The following is a 15,367-nucleotide window of genomic DNA, read 5'->3' on the forward strand; positions in this document are numbered from 1 at the left end:
GTCGCGGAGCGACTGAGGGGGCAAGCCCGGCCTGGGCCGAGCTGCCCCCTCCGGTCCTCTGGACCACCTCCCCCAGAGGGGGAGGAGAAGGAGAATGAATATGGAAAACTTCAAGATCGAGGTCGATTCCGACGGCGTGGCCCTGGTCACCTTCGACGTGCCCGGCCGTTCGATGAACACCCTGACCGCTTCGGTCATCAAGGAAATCGGCGAGATCGTCGAAACCATCAAGTCGGACGCCGCCATCAAGGGCGCCGTCATCACCTCGGGCAAGGCGACCGGCTTCTGCGCCGGCGCGGACTTGGGCGAGTTGGGTAGTGGGGCCCTGGGCGTCGGCGCGCCAGCCGGCGAAGAGGGCCTGAAGGCCGCCTTCGAAGCCGGCTTCGCGCTCAACAAGGCGTTCCGCGCCCTGGAGACCTGCGGCAAGCCTGTCGCCGCGGCGATCAACGGCCTGGCCATGGGCGGCGGTCTCGAGATCGCCCTGGCCTGCCACTATCGCGTGGTCGCCGACCATCCGAAGATCCAGCTGGCCCTGCCGGAAGCCAAGGTCGGCCTGCTGCCGGGCGCCGGCGGCACCCAGCGCCTGCCGCGCCTGATGGGGGTGATGGCCGCCGCGCCGTACCTGCTCGAAGGCAAGTCGATGAAGCCGCAGGAGGCCCTGGCCCTGAAGGTCGTCCACGAGGTGGTCGCCCCCGGGACCGAGGTCGAGGCCGCCAAGACCTGGGTGAAGACCAAGGGCGACCCGGTCGCGCCGTGGGACAAGAAGGACTTCAAGCTTCCGGGTGGCGGTCCCTACACCCCGACCGGCAGCCAGGTCTTCGTCATGGGCAACGCCATGCTGCGCAAGCAGACCTATGGCAACTATCCGGCCCAGCTGAACATCCTGAAGGCGGTCTATGAGGGCACGCAGGTGCCGTTCGACGCGGCTATCCGCATCGAGACCCGCTACTTCCTGAAGACGATGATGTCGCCCCAGGCCAAGGGCATGATCCGCACCCTGTTCCTCTCCCTCCAGGAGCTGGGCAAGGGCTCGGGCCGTCCGGCCAATGTCCCGCCATCGGAAGCCAAGAAGGTCGCCGTCCTGGGCGCCGGCATGATGGGCGCGGGCATCGCCTATGTCCAAGCCATGGCCGGCATCGAAAGCATCCTGATCGACCAGACCCAGGAAGCCGCCGACAAGGGCAAGGCCTATGCGGAGGGCCTGGTGAAGAAGGCCGTCTCGCGCGGCAAGATGACCGCCGAGAAGGGCGAAGCCGTCCTGGCCCTGATCACCCCGACCACCGACTACGAGCTGGTCAAGGGCAGCGACCTCGTCATTGAGGCCGTGTTCGAGAACCGCGAGGTCAAGGCCGAGGTCACCAAGAAGGCCGAGGCCCAGTTGGCCGACACCGCCATCTTCGGCTCCAACACCTCGACCCTGCCGATCACCGGCCTGGCCAAGGCCTCGGTGCGGCCGAAGAGCTTCATCGGCATCCACTTCTTCTCGCCGGTCGACAAGATGGGCCTGGTCGAGATCATCATGGGCGCGGAGACCAGCCAGGAAGCCCTGGCCAAGTCGATCGACTACGTCCTGAAGATCAAGAAGACCCCGATCGTCGTCAACGACAGCCGCGGCTTCTACACGTCGCGCTGCTTCGGCACCTTCGTGCAGGAAGGCCTGGAAATGATGGCCGAGGGCATCGCGCCCGCCATCATCGACAATGTCGGCCGCGCCACGGGCATGCCGCGCGGCCCGCTGGAAATGAATGACGACGTCGCCCTGGACCTTTCCTACAAGATCGGCGAGCAGACCAAGAAGGACCTCGGCGACAAGTACGAGGAGCGCCCGTTCGCGCCGGTCCTGGAGAAGATGGTCGTCGAGATGGGCCGCCTGGGCCGCAAGAACGGCAAGGGCTTCTACGACTATCCGGAAAACGGCCAGAAGACCCTGTGGAAGGGCCTCGCCGACCTGATGCCGGTGAAGACCACCGACGCCGACCAGGCGCTGATCCAGGAGATCCGCACCCGCCTGCTCTACCGTCAGGCCGTCGAAGCCGCCCGCTGCTTCGAGGAAGGCGTCATCGTCGACCCGCGCGAAGCCGATGTCGGCGCCATCCTGGGCTGGGGCTTCGCGCCCTGGACCGGCGGCCCGATCAGCCTGATCGACGGCGTCGGCGCCAAGGCCTTCGTCGAGACCTGCGATCGTCTGGCCCAACAGTACGGCAAGCGCTTCGCCCCGCCGGCCCTGCTGCGCGAGATGGCCGAAAAGGGCGAGACCTTCTACGGCCGCTTCGGCGTCAAGGCGAAGGCGGCGGCCTAGGTCGCCATCCTTCACCACTGAAACAGGGAAGGGCCTGGCGGCGACGCCGGGCCTTTTTCCTGTCCGCCGCGGCCACGGTTGCGCCGCACGGCCCGGATACCGACCTCTCGGGCGAAGGCGTCTGGAGGCACGATGAGCGCGGTGACCGCCGACGGGACTTGGCGATCGCCCAATCGGCGGGATCTGGCGATCCTGGCCCTGGCGCTGGCCGCCCATGCGCTGGTCCTGCTGGCCCTGGTCTCCGGCGCCCATTGGATGCCTCAGCTGGTCGAGCCGCCGGTCATCGAGGCCGAGTTGCTGGACACCCCATCAAGACGCTTGGCCACGCCGGCGCCCACGCCGACCCTGCCCGCGCGCGTCATTCGGGATCTGTCCCCGCCGCCCCCCGTGAGCGTTCCGACCATCCCCACCGTCAAACCGGCCGGCCCCGTCGGCATCGTCGCCCCACCTGGCTTCACGGCCCGCAAGCTGGTCGACGAGAGCGACGCCACCCGCGAGAGCCTGCGCAACAGCCTGGGCTGTCGGAACGACAAGGTCGCGGCCCTGACCAAGGCCGAGAAGAACGCCTGCGCCGAGGCCGCCGGCCTGCGCTCGCGCACCGCGCCGCTCTACGCGGCCATCGATCCGGACAAGAAGGCCGCCTTCGACGGCGACTGCGCCAAGGACGACGACTGGTGCCTGTACCGGGTCGGCAAGGGCCCCTATCCGGGCATCTTCGCCCTGGGCAAGAAGAAGAAGCGCAAGGGCTGGGACGACTGAGTCGTCGTCAGGACCGGCCGACGTCCATGCCCAGGGTCGGGCCGATGCCGTCGGGATGGTCGCCGAAGTACTTGCCCTCGGCCTGTCGTCGCGCGACCGCCTCCAAACGCTTTCGCAGGCCCTCGTCCAGCTGAAGAGCCGGCCCGTCCTCGGGATCCTCGCCCTCGTCCAGCGGGATCGCGGCGGCGATCACCTGCCGCAGCCGCGCCCCGAACCGCGCATCGTCGGCGCTGTCCGGCTCGGGCGGGGAGTCGAGAAAGGCCATGACCTCCTCGAGGGCGGTTTCGTCGTCGACGCGATCGGCCATGCGGATCTCCTACGAGACCCGAACGACGCGAGGACGGACGACGTTCCGTCCGCAGCCCGGAAGGTGTCAGGCCGCGCGCGCGGCCTTGGCGCCCACGGCCGCGTCGGTGGTGCGGAACGCCCCCACCAGCTCGGCCAGTTCACGCGCTTCGCTGGCCAGCGAGGTCGCGGCGGCGGACGCCTCCTCGACCATGGCGGCATTCTGCTGGGTGACCTGGTCGATCCGATTGACCGCCGTATTGACGTCGGCCAGCGACAGGGCCTGGTCGCGCGCGGACGCGGCGATCGATCCCACCACGCCGGCGAACTGGCCGATCTCGGTCACGATGCCTTCCAGCGCCAGGCCGGTCCGATCGACCAGCTGCACACCACGATCGACCTGCTGGCTGGAGGCCGAGATCAGAGTCTTGATTTCCTTGGCCGCGTCGGCCGAACGCTGGGCCAGGGCGCGAACTTCCTGGGCGACGACCGCGAAGCCGCGACCGGCCTCACCCGCGCGCGCCGCTTCGACGCCGGCGTTGAGGGCCAGCAGATTGGTCTGGAAGGCGATCTCGTCGATCACGCCGATGATGCTGCCGATCTGCTTGGACGAGCTCTCGATCGCGCCCATGGCCGCCACCGTCTCGCGCACGACCACGCCGCTCTCTTCCGCGCGCGCCTGGATCTGGCCGCTGGCCGTCCCGGCCTGTTCGGCGTTGGCGGCGGTCTTGCGCACCGTCGAGGTGATCTGGTCGAGGGCGGCGACCGTTTCTTCCAGGCTCGCGGCCTGCTGTTCGGTGCGGCGCGACATGTCCAGGGCGGCGTGGCTGATCTCGCCGGCGCCCGAGCGGATGCCGCTCGACGCCTGGACGATGGTGGCCAGCGCCCGTTCCAGCTTGGCGACGGCGGCGTTGAAGTCCTGGCGCAGTTGTTCGTATTCGCCGGAGAAGGCCTCGCGCAGGGTGACGGTCAAGTCGCCGGCCGACAGGGCCGACAGCCCTCGGGCCAGGGCCTCGACGACCTTCTTCTGTTCGGCCGCCGCGCGCTGCTCTTCCTCGCGGCGCGCTTCGGCGGCGCGGGTGCGCTCCTCGGCGTGCAGCTTCTGTTCCTCGTCCAGTTGGGCTTCCATCGCCCGCTGGGCTTCCTGTTGGCGAGCCTGCTCGCGGGTGGCGCGATCCAGATTGCTCCGCCAGCGCAGCAGGGTGCGGACCAGGACGGCCCAGCCGGCGGCCAGCATCGCCGCGCCGGCATAGGTGACCAGCAGGGCCCGACCGCGCGCGTCCTTGGCGCTCTGGACGGCCGCGCCGGTCTCCTTGCGCAGGTCGGCGCCGAAGGCCGCCGCGCCCTGGCTGTAGGCCTGCTTGGCGCTCGAATAGTCGGATCCGTTGAGGATGGCCGTCGCCCCGGCCGCGTCGCCGGCGGCCACGGTTTCGAAGGCCTTGGTCTCGAGATCGATCAGGATCTTGTTCGAACCGCCCGTCTGCTGCTCGAACCGCTCGCGCAGGGCCGGGCTGGCCAGGTCGCGGGCGGCGGCGATCGCCTTGTCCAGCTCCGGGGCGGCGGCGTCGTAGCGCGCCTTGGCCTGGCCGGCGCCCGTCGCCGCAAGGCGGGCCGAACCCGTCAGCACCTCGTCCAGTCGCGCCACCTCGCCCAGCAGGCGCTCGCCCGTCGCGGCGCGACTGTAGGCGGTCTGCAGTCGGCTGGACACGTCCTGGGTGGTCCAGACCAGCCATCCGATCACGGTGGCGGACACCAGCATGACCAAGGCGATCGCCAAGGTCGGAAAGCGAACGGTGGATTGGCTGGCGGTTGTCATGGGCGCGGAGGTCCAGTGTCGAGAATCTGACACCACCCGTACCGGCCAAGTCGCTAAGAACCGTTAAGGCTAAGCTTGGCGCGATCCGGTCGCGACAATCTGGCGCACAGGTCGAACGGACGGGGCGCGGAACATGAAAAGGAAGGGGAAGTGGTGCCGCCTAGGTGACTCGAACACCTGACCTACGCATTACGAATGCGTCGCTCTACCGGCTGAGCTAAGGCGGCCCACGGACGCTTCAGGGAAGACCCCGAAGCGAAGGAGGGCCTATTTAGCGGGGCGCGAGCCACTTGCCAAGCGCCGTCTTGCATTAGAATTGCGACGGGGCGCCGGACCGCCTTCGGGGGGGTCTGGAATCGGCGGCGCGTCGAACACGCCGGGGTCGTCCGGGATCGGCATCATCGCCCCGCCGGTCTCGGCCGCCCGGATGAACGGGGTCGATTCGGCATAGGCGGAGGGCAGTTCCGGCAGGTCGGTCATCGTCCGCTCGCGCCGCTCGTGACGCGGATGGATCAGCTGGCCGGTCTCGGCGTAGCTGACCACCAGGCGCGCCCAGTCCTCGCGCTGATAGGCGAAGGCCCGGCCCTCGGGGTCGAGATCCGTCCAGTCCGGCTCCTGCGGCGCGCCGACGCCGCGGGCGATCCAGGCGCGGGCCTCGTCGGCCTCGCCGTTGGCGGCGGCGACCCGGGCCATCAGGCCGGCGAAGCGCGCCGTCGGGGCTTCCTCGTCCAGCAGGCGGGCGACGGCGCGGGCGGCGACGGGATCGCCGCCGACCAGGGCGCTCTCGACACGCAGCAGGCGGCTCTCGCGCGCCTCGGGCTTCATGGCGGCCAGGGCGGCCAGACGCTGGGCGCGGGCCTTGGGCAGCTCATTGGTCTTCAGGTCGCGATAGGCCAGCCAGAGGGCCGGATGCGGCTGGGCCTTCCAGGCGGCCTCGATCAGGCTCCCCGCCTTGCCGGCCTTGCCGTCGTCCGCCAGCAGGCGGGCGGCCATGACCACGCCGGGCGCGAAGTCGGGCTTCAGCTTCACCGATTGGGTGGCGAAATCCAGCGCCTGGGCGCGCGCCTTGGGGTCGGACGAGTTCTCGAGACTCGCGGCGGAGGCGGCCAGGAGAGCCGCGCGACTGCGCTCGGCCACGACGGGCGAGACGATCTTGCGCTCGAGGGCGCCCTGCACGAGGGCCAGCGCCGCCGCCCAGTCGCCGACCTCCAGCCGGGCCTCCAGCAGGGCGCGCCAGGCCCAGCGGGCGGTGCGGGCCAGGCCGTAGGCGGTTTCGGCGTGACGGACGGCCGCGAGCTTGTCGCCATCGGCCTGGGCGGCCAGCATCAGGCCGCGCAGGCCGGCCAGGCGCATCTCGGGAAAGCCCAGCATGGCGTTGTAGGCGCTCTTGGCCGCGCCCCGGTCGCCGGCGGCCTCGGCCGCCTGGGCCGCGAGCACGCGGACGAGCGCGGGAGCGTCCTCGGCCAGTTCGGCCGACTTCTGGGCCAGGCGTCGGGCCTCGGAGCCATCGCCGGCGGCGACCGCCAGGAAGCCGCGCGACAGGGCCTCGATGGCCTGCTTGCGCTTGGACTCCGCACGGACCCGCGCGGCGCGGCGGGGCGCCTCGACGATCCAGATGACCCCCCGCCAAAGCAGGGTGAACAGCAGGGCCGAGAACAGGGTCAGGAGGGCGGCGGCGGCGGCCGTCATCTCCACGCGCCAGCCCATCCATTCCAGCGCGGCCCGGCCGGGCTCTCCGGTCAGGGCCAGAACGCCGACCGCGGTCGCGGCCACCAGGAAGAGGGCGAAGGCGACGCGGGTCACGGCATGGCCCGCGGAGCGACCGGGGCCGTATCGCGCGAGACGCGCGAGAGACCGGCCAGGGCGTCGGTGCGGACGGCGGCGATATGGCGGTCGATCTCGATGCGCCGACCGGCCGCGTTGATCCACGGCGCGAGCACCTCGCGGGCCGAGTCATTGATCGCATCCAGGGCCGCCACCGCGCCCTCGACGTCGCCGTCATCCAGCAGCGCCTGGGCGCGGGCCAGCATGGCGTCGGGCGTCGAGCCCTTGGTCGACCCGACGTGGCGGATCGAGACGATGCTGGAGAGGGCGTAGCGCAAGCGCGAGAACAGGTCGGCGTCGGGGCCGGGATCGCGCGAGGCGCTGGCGGCGCGCCCGGCCAGGTTTCCGAACTGGACGGCCAGGCTCGCCCGGGTCGGCGCGCCCTGGGCGGCCACGCGTTCGAGCGCCCGAAGATCAGGCGAGGTCAGGACCCGCTGGACGGCGGCCAGCTCCTCGACGAACGGGCGCGAGGTTTCGGTCGCTTCGGACAGGGCCGAGACGGCCAGGGCGGCGGCGGCGGCGTCCGTCACGCTCTTCTGACCGGCTTCCAGGGCGGCGATTCGGCCGTTCAAGCGCTCCACGTCGGCGGCGGGCGGCGCGAGCGCGGTCTCGCCATGCTCGACCGGCAGGGCCGAACCGGTGGCGACGCGCTCGGCGACCGAGCGAGGACTGGGCGTGACCGAGACCGCGCTTTCGGGCGTCTTGGCCTTGGGCGCGAACAATGTGGGGCCGTAATGCGCGATGCTCGCGCCCAGGGCGACGCAGAGCACGCAAAGGATGAGCCAGACCCACACGCCCGGTCCCATCACCCGTCGGCGGGCATAGAGCGCCGGATCGCTGGGCGCGACGATTTCAGCGGGATCGGGAGCGGCGTTCATGGTCCATTCGTGCCCCACGCCGCTGCGTCGCGCAACGTCGCGCTAGAGCGCGACAGCCAAAAGTGGCGGCCGGTTTTGGCGGCCGTCGCGCTCTTCATCAAGAAAATCAGGTCTGTCTATTCAGACAGACCTGCGGCTGTAAGCAGCTCCAGGAGCGAGGTTTCGTCCGGACGCGGCGCGAAGGCCACAGACCGAGGGTCGCTCAAACCCGACAGGGGCTCGGCGACAGCCTCGGACAGGCACAGGACTCGCAGGCGCGGCGCCTGTCGGTCTCGCAGGATCGCCGCCAGGGCGCGCGCCGCGCGCGGCGAATGGACGAGCGCCGTGAGCGGATCGTCCAGGCGCGCCAGGGTCTGGCCCGACGGGGCCCGGTCGATGGTCTCGTAGACGGCCACGCCCTTGGCCATCACGCCATAGCCCCGAAGCATGCCGACGAGATCGCCGGCCGGCTCCCTTGCCCCCGCCCAGAGCACCGCTCCGGAGGCGGCGCCGGCGATCAGGCGGCCCAGATCCTCGACGTCGCCGTCGGCGCTGGAGACGGACGCGAAGCCTTCGAGGGTCGCGGCGCGCGCCGTCGCGCGGCCGACCGCGAACACCGGCAGGCCGCGCTCATCGGACTGTCGGGCGAAGGCCTCGACCCCATTGGCGCTGGTGAAGGCCAGGGCGGCCACATGTGAGAGATCGAGCTCGACGTCGAGGACCTCGACCGCGAGCAGGGGATCGACGATCGGCGTGAAGCCCAGGGCCGCGACCCGATCGGCCGTGGCCAGGGCGCCGGGACGCGCGCGGGTGATCCAGACCGGCGCGCCCTCACCCATGGTCTATTCCGGAAGCAGGATAGCGTCGCCGCCCTCGGCGCGGACCTCGGCGCCGAGCTTCAGGCCCAAAGCGCGGGCCTCGGCGACGTCATCGGCGCCGGTCAGGGTCACTTCGCCATGGCGACGGAAGCGCTGGGCGCCGTTCGGCGTCAGGGCCTCGACGATCATGGTCAGGCGCGCGCCCTCCAGCACGGCGCGAGCGCCGATGGCCGTGCGGCACGACCCTTCCAGAGCGAACAAGGCGCCGCGCTCGGCGGCGACGGCGATGGTGGTCTCGCGGCAGCGGACGGCGTCCAGCCAGGGCGCGTTGACGTCCTCGGCCCGGGTCTCGATGACCAGGGCGCCCTGGCCCGGGGCCGGCGGGCAGGCGTCGGGGTCGAGCCAGCTCCTGGCGACATGGCCCAGGCCCAGGCGGTTCAGGCCAGACTGGGCCAGCAGGATGGCGTCGGCCTCGCCGCGCTCCAGCTTGGCCAACCGGGTATCGACATTGCCGCGCAGCATGACGATCTCGAGGTCGGGCCGCACGTGCAGCGCCTGGGCCTGGCGACGCAAGCTGGCGGTGCCCAGGCGCGCGCCCTTGGGCAGGTCTTCCAGCCGCTCGGCGACATGGCTGATGAAGGCGTCGCGCGGGTCTTCGCGTTCCGGCGTCGCGGCCAGGACCAGGCCCGGCGGCAGTTCGGCCGGCATGTCCTTCAGCGAGTGGACCGCGCAGTCGATCCGGCCGTCCAGCAGGGCTTCCTCGATCTCCTTGGTGAAGAGGCCCTTGCCGCCGATCTCCATCAGGCGGCGATCCTGGATGCGGTCGCCGGTCGTGACGATCGGGATCAGGGGCGCGGCGGCCTCGATCTCCGCCTTGCTGGCGCCTAGCGGCACGCCGAGCGCATGGGCGATACGCGCCTGCATCAGGCCCGATTGCGCCAGCGAGAGCTTGGAGCCACGCGCGCCGATGCGGATGGGAGGTTGCCGGGACACGGTCGGAACGTTACCTGCGGAGACGAAATTTCACCTTCGCTGCTACAGGAGCGGCGGGAAGCCCGCAACCGAATGACCATCCTTACGGATTCTGGCCCTACGCCCCCCGGCCTGACGATCCTCGGTCTCGAGACCAGCTGCGACGAGACCGCGGCCTCGGTCGTGCGCCGCGCGGGCGATGGGACCGTCACGGTGCTGTCCTCGATCATCGGCACCCAGTTCGAGCAGCATGCCCCATTCGGCGGCGTAGTGCCCGAGATCGCCGCCCGCGCCCATGTCGAAGCGATCGACGCGATCGCCGCCGAGGCCATGCGCGCCGCCGGTCTCGGCTTCGACCAGCTGGACGGCGTCGCCGCCACGGCCGGGCCGGGCCTGGTCGGCGGAGTCATGGTCGGCCTGGCGTTCGGCAAGGCCGTGTCGCTGGCGCGCGGCGTGCCGCTCGTCGCCGTCAATCACCTGGAAGGCCACGCGGTCTCGGCCCGACTGGGGGCCGACATCGCCTATCCGTTCCTGCTGCTGCTGGTCTCCGGCGGGCACTGCCAGCTTCTGGAAGTGTCGGGCGTCGGGGCCTGCAAGCGGCTGGGCACCACGATCGACGACGCGGCCGGCGAGGCTTTCGACAAGATCGCCAAGTCCCTGGGCTTGCCCTATCCGGGCGGTCCGGCCCTGGAGACGCTGGCGGTCGGCGGCGACGCGACACGCTATCCCCTGCCCCGCGCGCTTCTGGGCCGCAAGGACTGCGACTTCTCGTTTTCGGGCCTCAAGACCGCCGCCGCGCGGATCGCCGAGACCCTGACGACCGACGACGAACGCCGCGACCTGGCCGCCGCCGTCCAGGCCGCCATCGCCCGCCAGCTGTCGGAGCGGGTCGATCGGGCGATGAAACTCTACAAGGAAAGCCACGGGCCTGGAGACCTCCGCTTCGTCGTCGCGGGCGGCGTGGCCGCCAATGGCGCGGTGCGAGCGGCCCTTCTGGCCGACTGCGAGAAGAACGGCTTCTCGTTCGCCGCCCCGCCGCTGGCCTATTGCACCGACAACGCCGCCATGATCGCTCTGGCCGGGGCCGAGCGGCTGGCGCTGGGGATCTTCGACGACCTCGACGCCGTCGCCCGTCCGCGCTGGCCGCTGGACGAGGCCGCGGCGCTGGCCAATCCCGCCAACGCCTACGGACGCAAGGGAGCCAAGGCATGAGCTATCAGCACGCTGGTGTGATCGGCGCCGGAGCCTGGGGCACCGCGCTCGCCCAGGTCTGTGCCCGAGCCGGTCTCCAGGTCACCCTGCAGGCGCGCGAGCCCGAGGCGGTGGCCTCGATCAACCAGGGCCACGAGAACACCCTGTTCCTGCCCGGGATCGCCCTGGAGCCGGCGATCAAGGCCGTGACCGACTTGGCCGACCTCGCCGACTGCGACCTGATCCTGGCCGTCGCCCCCGCCCAGCACCTGCGCGCGGCCCTGACCGCCTTCGCACCGCACCGCAAGGCCGGCGCGCCCGTGGTGCTGTGCGCCAAGGGCGTCGAGCAGGGCACGCTGAAGCTGATGACCGACGTCGCCGCCGAAACCCTGCCCGATGCGCCGATCGCGGTGCTGTCGGGACCGAGCTTCGCCGGCGAGGTCGCCCGAGGCCTGCCCGCCGCCGTCACCCTGGCCTGCGAGGACCAGGCCCTGGGCTGGGCCATCGCCGAGGCTATCGCCACCCCGACCTTCCGCCCCTACACCGCGGGCGACCTGATCGGGGCCGAGGCCGGCGGGGCGGTGAAGAACGTCCTGGCCATCGCCTGCGGCATCGTCGAGGGCAAGGGCCTGGGCCGCAACGCCCACGCTTCGGTGATCACGCGCGGCTTCGCCGAATTGACCCGCCTGGCCGTCACCCTGGGCGCCAAGCCCGAGACCGTCGCTGGCCTCTGTGGGCTGGGCGACCTGGTGCTCACCTGCTCCAGCCCGCAGTCGCGCAACATGAGCGTCGGCCTGGCGCTGGGCCAGGGCATGACCTTGCAAGAGGCCCTGGCCGGAAAGCTGTCGGTGGCCGAGGGCGTCGCCTCCGCCCCCGCCGTCCGCGCCCTGGCGCGCAAGCTGGGCGTCGAGGTCCCGATCTGCGAGGCCGTCGCCGCCATCCTGGCCGGCGAGGTCGCCGTCGACACCGCCATCGCGGGCCTGCTCTCGCGCCCCCTGAAATCCGAAGCTTAAAGGTAAGGACCGCCCGCATGGCCCTCTTCGTCATCGTCTGCAAGGACAAGCCCGGCGCGCTGGACACCCGTCTCGCGACCCGTCCCACGCACCTCGACTATCTGAACGCCTCGGGCCTGGTGAAGGCGGCCGGCCCCCTGCTCAGCGACGAGGGTAATCCCGTCGGCTCGCTGCTGATCATCGAAGCCGAGGACAAGGCGACCGTCCAGGCTCTGGCCGACAACGACCCCTACACCGCCGCCGGCGTGTTCGAGAGCGTCGAGGTCCATCCCTGGCGCGTGGGCGTCGGCTCGCTCTAGCCCGCTTGCGCACCGACCTCGACAATCCTGCCCGCCCCCTCCCCGGGACGGTGCTCTGCGCGCTGGACGAGATCCCCTCGCCCGGCTCGAAGGGCTTTCGCTACCGCGAGGGCGACGCGATGTTCGCCGGCTTCGTGGTGCGCAGGGGCGAGACCGTGGTCGGCTATGTCGACAGCTGTCCGCACGCCGGCTGGCCGCTGGCCGGATTCGCCGGCCGCTACCTGACCCGCGAGAACGACCTGATTCTGTGCGCGGGCCACGCGGCCCTGTTCCGCATCGAGGACGGGGCCTGCGTCGCCGGGCCCTGTCCGAACGACAAGCTCTTCCCCTGGCCGGTCGAGATTCGCGACGGCGAGATCGTCGTTCTTTGAGCGCCTGACCCTTCCTTAAGACCTTTGCCTTAGCCTCTCCCGCAACCACTGGAGGAGCGGGACGCCATGGCCGCCGACATGCAATTCGACGCCGAGACGGTGACCCACCGGGGCGGCCTCGCCAAGCTGCGCTCGCTGACCAAGGTCAATCCGCGCCTGGCCACCAATCTGGCCAAGACGATGCTGGGCGGACAGCGCGACCACGCCGTGGTCGAGGCCTTCAACACCCATGCCGCCGACGCCGGTTTCGAGTTCACCTCGACCTGGGCCAGCAACAACATCCCGTTCGTGGCCCCGCTGCTGCGCGACTTCGCCGCCAAGCGCCCCGAGGGCGAGACCATCCGCTACATGGAGATCGGCGCCTATGAGGGCCGCAACCTGGCCTTCATGGACTGGCTGCTGCCCAGCCGTCTGGCGGTCACGGTCATCGATCCGTGGTTCGACGAGGCTCTGAACCCGGAAGAAAAATACCACGCCGTCGAGCCGCGCTTCCGCCGCAACATGGACAAGTGCGGCTTCCGCAGCCTTTCGACCCACAAGGGCTTCTCGACCTACGTCCTGCCCCAGATGCTGGAGCGCGGCGAGCAGTTCGACCTGATCTATGTCGACGGCAGCCACACCGCCCTGGCGGTGCTGATCGACCTGTGCTTCTGCGCCAGCCTGCTCAGCGTCGGCGGCATGATGGTGCTCGACGACTACTGGCACGACATCAGCGAGATCGGCGGGCCGGGCGTGAAACAGGCCGTCGACCAGTTCCACGCCGCCTTCGGCCGCTATTTCGAGATCGCCGCCGTCTACCGCCAGGTCGCCCTGGTCAAGACCGCCGAGATCCCGCGCTAGCTTTCCAAGCCAGACCAGCGCTCGCCGAACGCGCGACGTTATGTCGCCGCCTCGACACGATTACGGTTAAGACCTGTTAGAGGCCTTGGCCTGCATTCTTCTCCCGATATTGCGGCATGCCGCGTTGGGGGAAGATCGACATGGCTTCGTTGGGGCAAAAGGTCATGGGAGCGGCCGCTGGGGCGGCGCTGCTGTGCGCGGCCACGGCCGGCACGGGCCTGTGGGTGGCCATGAGCCTCGATTCCGCGCTCTCGCGCGCCGAGGCCTCGGCCAAGATCCTCCGCCTCCACATGCACGCCGACATGATGCACGACGCCCTGCGCGCCGACGTCATGGGCGCGATCATGTCCAGCGATCCGGCTCTAGGCGTCGACCTCAAGACTGTCCGCGCCGACCTCGACGAACACGTCCAGTCGTTCAAAGAGGATCTCGCCTCAAGCGGCAAGCTGGCCGAGGACCCCACCGTCAAGGCGGCCCTCGACGAGGTGCAAGCCCCGCTCGCCACCTATATCGCCGCCGCCACCGAGATCGGCGCGATCGCCGACACCGACGCGGCCGGCGCCCGTTCCAAGCTTCCCGACTTCGCCAAGCAGTTCTCGGCCCTCGAGGACAAGATGGAAGGCGCCTCGGTCAAGATCGAGGCCGCCGCCACGCGCGACGCCAACGCCGCCAAGTCTCTGGGCTTCCTCGGCCAGGTGGTGATGGGCGCCCTGCTGCTGGTCGCCGCCGCCTTCGCCGCGGGTCTGATGATCGCCGCCAAGCGTGGCCTGGTCGCGCCGCTGGTCGAGATCACCAACGCCCTGCGCCGCCTGTCGGCCGGCGACCTCTCGGTCGTCCTGCCGAAGAAGCGGAGCCAGGACGAGATCGGCCAGATGACCGACGCCCTGCAGACCTTCCACGACACCGTCGAGGCCCGCCGCAAGGAGCTGGAGGCCGCCGATGTCCGCGACACCCTCGAGATCGAGCGCCGCGAAGCCGAACAGCGCCGCGACGAGGCCGAAGCCACCCAGAAGGCGGTCGTCGAAAGCCTGGCCCTGGCGCTGAAGCACATGTCCGAGGGCGACCTCTCGCACCGGATCACCCGATCCTTCCCCGCCGGCTACGAGAAGCTGCGCATCGACTTCAACGCCGCCGTCGAAAAGCTGTCGGGCGTCATCGCCGCCTCGCTGGGCGCCGTGAAGGCGATCCATGGCGGCACCGCCGAGATCACCGCCGCCGCCGACGACCTGTCGGGCCGCACCGAGCGCCAGGCCGCCAGCCTGGAAGAGGCCGTCGCCGCCCTCGACGAGATCACCAGCACCGTGCGCCTGACCGCCGAGGGCGCCAGCCGCGCCCGCAAGGTGGTCGAGCGCGCCCGCACCGCCGCCGACGCCTCGGGCTCGATCGTCAGCCAGGCCGTCGAGGCCATGGGCGCCATCGAGAAGTCCTCGGCCCAGATCGGCCAGATCATCGGCGTCATCGACGAGATCGCCTTCCAGACCAACCTGCTGGCCCTGAATGCCGGCGTCGAAGCGGCTCGCGCCGGTGAAGCCGGTCGCGGCTTCGCGGTCGTCGCCCAGGAAGTCCGGGCCCTGGCGCAGCGCTCGGCCGACGCGGCCAAGGAGATCAAGACCCTGATCGGCGCCAGCACGGCCGAGGTCGGCCAGGGCGTGGAATATGTCGGCAAGGCCGGCGAGGCCCTGCGCGCCATCGCCAACGAGGTCGACCAGATCGACGGCCTGGTCGGCGAAATGGCCGCCTCGACCCAGGAACAGGCCCGTGGCCTGGCCGAGGTCAACACGACCATGAACCAGATGGACCAGGTGACCCAGCGCAACGCCGCCATGGTCGAGGAAACCACCGCCGCCAGCCACGCCCTCGCCCAGGAAGCCACGCGCCTGGCCCAGCGGATGGGCGAACTGCGGATCGGCGAACAGCCCGGTCAGCGCCGGGCGGCTTAAGCGGCCGCTTCGCTTCCTAAAATCGTGTCATCCCGGAAGCCTCGCAGAGGCTATCCGGGACCCAGGGGCGGGCGCACTGCGGT

13 protein-coding genes, 1 tRNA gene and 1 pseudogene are annotated in these 15,367 nt (G+C 70.6%); 8 read left to right on the plus strand and 7 right to left on the minus strand.

Going from position 1 to position 15,367, the window contains the following annotated elements; genetic code table 11:
* Positions 1 to 100 precede the first annotated feature (100 nt).
* Both AC1RRV_RS06165 and AC1RRV_RS06170 read left to right on the plus strand, forming a co-directional pair.
* Positions 101 to 2,299: a 3-hydroxyacyl-CoA dehydrogenase NAD-binding domain-containing protein gene (locus AC1RRV_RS06165; protein WP_492859221.1), complete on the plus strand. Its 2,199-nt coding sequence runs from the start codon at positions 101 to 103 to the stop codon at positions 2,297 to 2,299.
* Between the two features lie 132 nt (positions 2,300 to 2,431).
* Positions 2,432 to 3,058: a hypothetical protein gene (locus AC1RRV_RS06170; protein WP_492858715.1), complete on the plus strand. Its 627-nt coding sequence runs from the start codon at positions 2,432 to 2,434 to the stop codon at positions 3,056 to 3,058.
* Between the two features lie 7 nt (positions 3,059 to 3,065).
* Here AC1RRV_RS06170 and AC1RRV_RS06175 read toward each other — a convergent pair whose 3' ends face one another.
* The 7 genes and pseudogenes from AC1RRV_RS06175 to hemC form a co-directional block, all read right to left on the minus strand.
* On the minus strand, positions 3,066 to 3,365 hold the full coding sequence (locus AC1RRV_RS06175; protein WP_492858716.1) for a hypothetical protein: 300 nt from the start codon (positions 3,363 to 3,365) through the stop codon (positions 3,066 to 3,068).
* Between the two features lie 66 nt (positions 3,366 to 3,431).
* A pseudogene (locus tag AC1RRV_RS06180) lies at positions 3,432 to 4,256 on the minus strand (methyl-accepting chemotaxis protein); the annotation flags it as partial.
* A gap of 1,054 nt (positions 4,257 to 5,310) precedes the next feature.
* A tRNA-Thr gene (locus tag AC1RRV_RS06185) sits at positions 5,311 to 5,386 on the minus strand.
* Between the two features lie 40 nt (positions 5,387 to 5,426).
* Positions 5,427 to 6,962 (minus strand): heme biosynthesis protein HemY, encoded by a 1,536-nt coding sequence (locus AC1RRV_RS06190; RefSeq protein WP_492858717.1) that lies wholly within the window; start codon positions 6,960 to 6,962, stop codon positions 5,427 to 5,429.
* Positions 6,959 to 7,861: a COG4223 family protein gene (locus tag AC1RRV_RS06195; RefSeq protein WP_492858718.1), complete on the minus strand. Its 903-nt coding sequence runs from the start codon at positions 7,859 to 7,861 to the stop codon at positions 6,959 to 6,961. Before AC1RRV_RS06195 ends, AC1RRV_RS06190 begins: the two co-directional genes overlap by 4 nt.
* A 116-nt stretch (positions 7,862 to 7,977) precedes the next feature.
* Positions 7,978 to 8,679, minus strand: a complete 702-nt coding sequence (locus tag AC1RRV_RS06200) for a uroporphyrinogen-III synthase (RefSeq protein ID WP_492858719.1) — start codon at positions 8,677 to 8,679, stop codon at positions 7,978 to 7,980.
* Between the two features lie 3 nt (positions 8,680 to 8,682).
* A complete protein-coding gene (gene hemC / locus AC1RRV_RS06205) occupies positions 8,683 to 9,651 on the minus strand; it encodes a hydroxymethylbilane synthase (RefSeq protein ID WP_492858720.1) in 969 nt (322 codons plus the stop codon).
* A gap of 72 nt (positions 9,652 to 9,723) precedes the next feature.
* Here hemC and tsaD point away from each other — a divergent pair, with 72 nt between their 5' ends.
* The 6 genes from tsaD (at position 9,724) to AC1RRV_RS06235 (ending at position 15,284) form a co-directional block, all read left to right on the plus strand.
* Positions 9,724 to 10,842, plus strand: coding sequence for a tRNA (adenosine(37)-N6)-threonylcarbamoyltransferase complex transferase subunit TsaD (gene tsaD / locus AC1RRV_RS06210; protein ID WP_492858721.1), 1,119 nt, complete (start codon positions 9,724 to 9,726; stop codon positions 10,840 to 10,842).
* The gene (locus AC1RRV_RS06215) at positions 10,839 to 11,834 is read left to right on the plus strand and encodes an NAD(P)H-dependent glycerol-3-phosphate dehydrogenase (protein WP_492858722.1); all 996 of its coding nucleotides are present in this window, start codon (positions 10,839 to 10,841) and stop codon (positions 11,832 to 11,834) included. Before tsaD ends, AC1RRV_RS06215 begins: the two co-directional genes overlap by 4 nt.
* Positions 11,835 to 11,851: 17 nt before the next feature.
* Positions 11,852 to 12,133 (plus strand): YciI family protein, encoded by a 282-nt coding sequence (locus tag AC1RRV_RS06220; protein ID WP_492858723.1) that lies wholly within the window; start codon positions 11,852 to 11,854, stop codon positions 12,131 to 12,133.
* Between the two features lie 5 nt (positions 12,134 to 12,138).
* The gene (locus tag AC1RRV_RS06225; RefSeq protein ID WP_492858724.1) at positions 12,139 to 12,504 is read left to right on the plus strand and encodes a Rieske (2Fe-2S) protein; all 366 of its coding nucleotides are present in this window, start codon (positions 12,139 to 12,141) and stop codon (positions 12,502 to 12,504) included.
* Positions 12,505 to 12,570: 66 nt separating this feature from the next.
* Complete coding sequence (locus AC1RRV_RS06230) at positions 12,571 to 13,344, plus strand: class I SAM-dependent methyltransferase (protein ID WP_492858725.1); 774 nt, start codon at positions 12,571 to 12,573, stop codon at positions 13,342 to 13,344.
* A gap of 140 nt (positions 13,345 to 13,484) precedes the next feature.
* Complete coding sequence (locus tag AC1RRV_RS06235) at positions 13,485 to 15,284, plus strand: methyl-accepting chemotaxis protein (RefSeq protein ID WP_492858726.1); 1,800 nt, start codon at positions 13,485 to 13,487, stop codon at positions 15,282 to 15,284.
* Positions 15,285 to 15,367 lie beyond the last annotated feature (83 nt).

This window comes from Caulobacter sp. GW821-FHT11E10, from assembly GCF_058808375.1.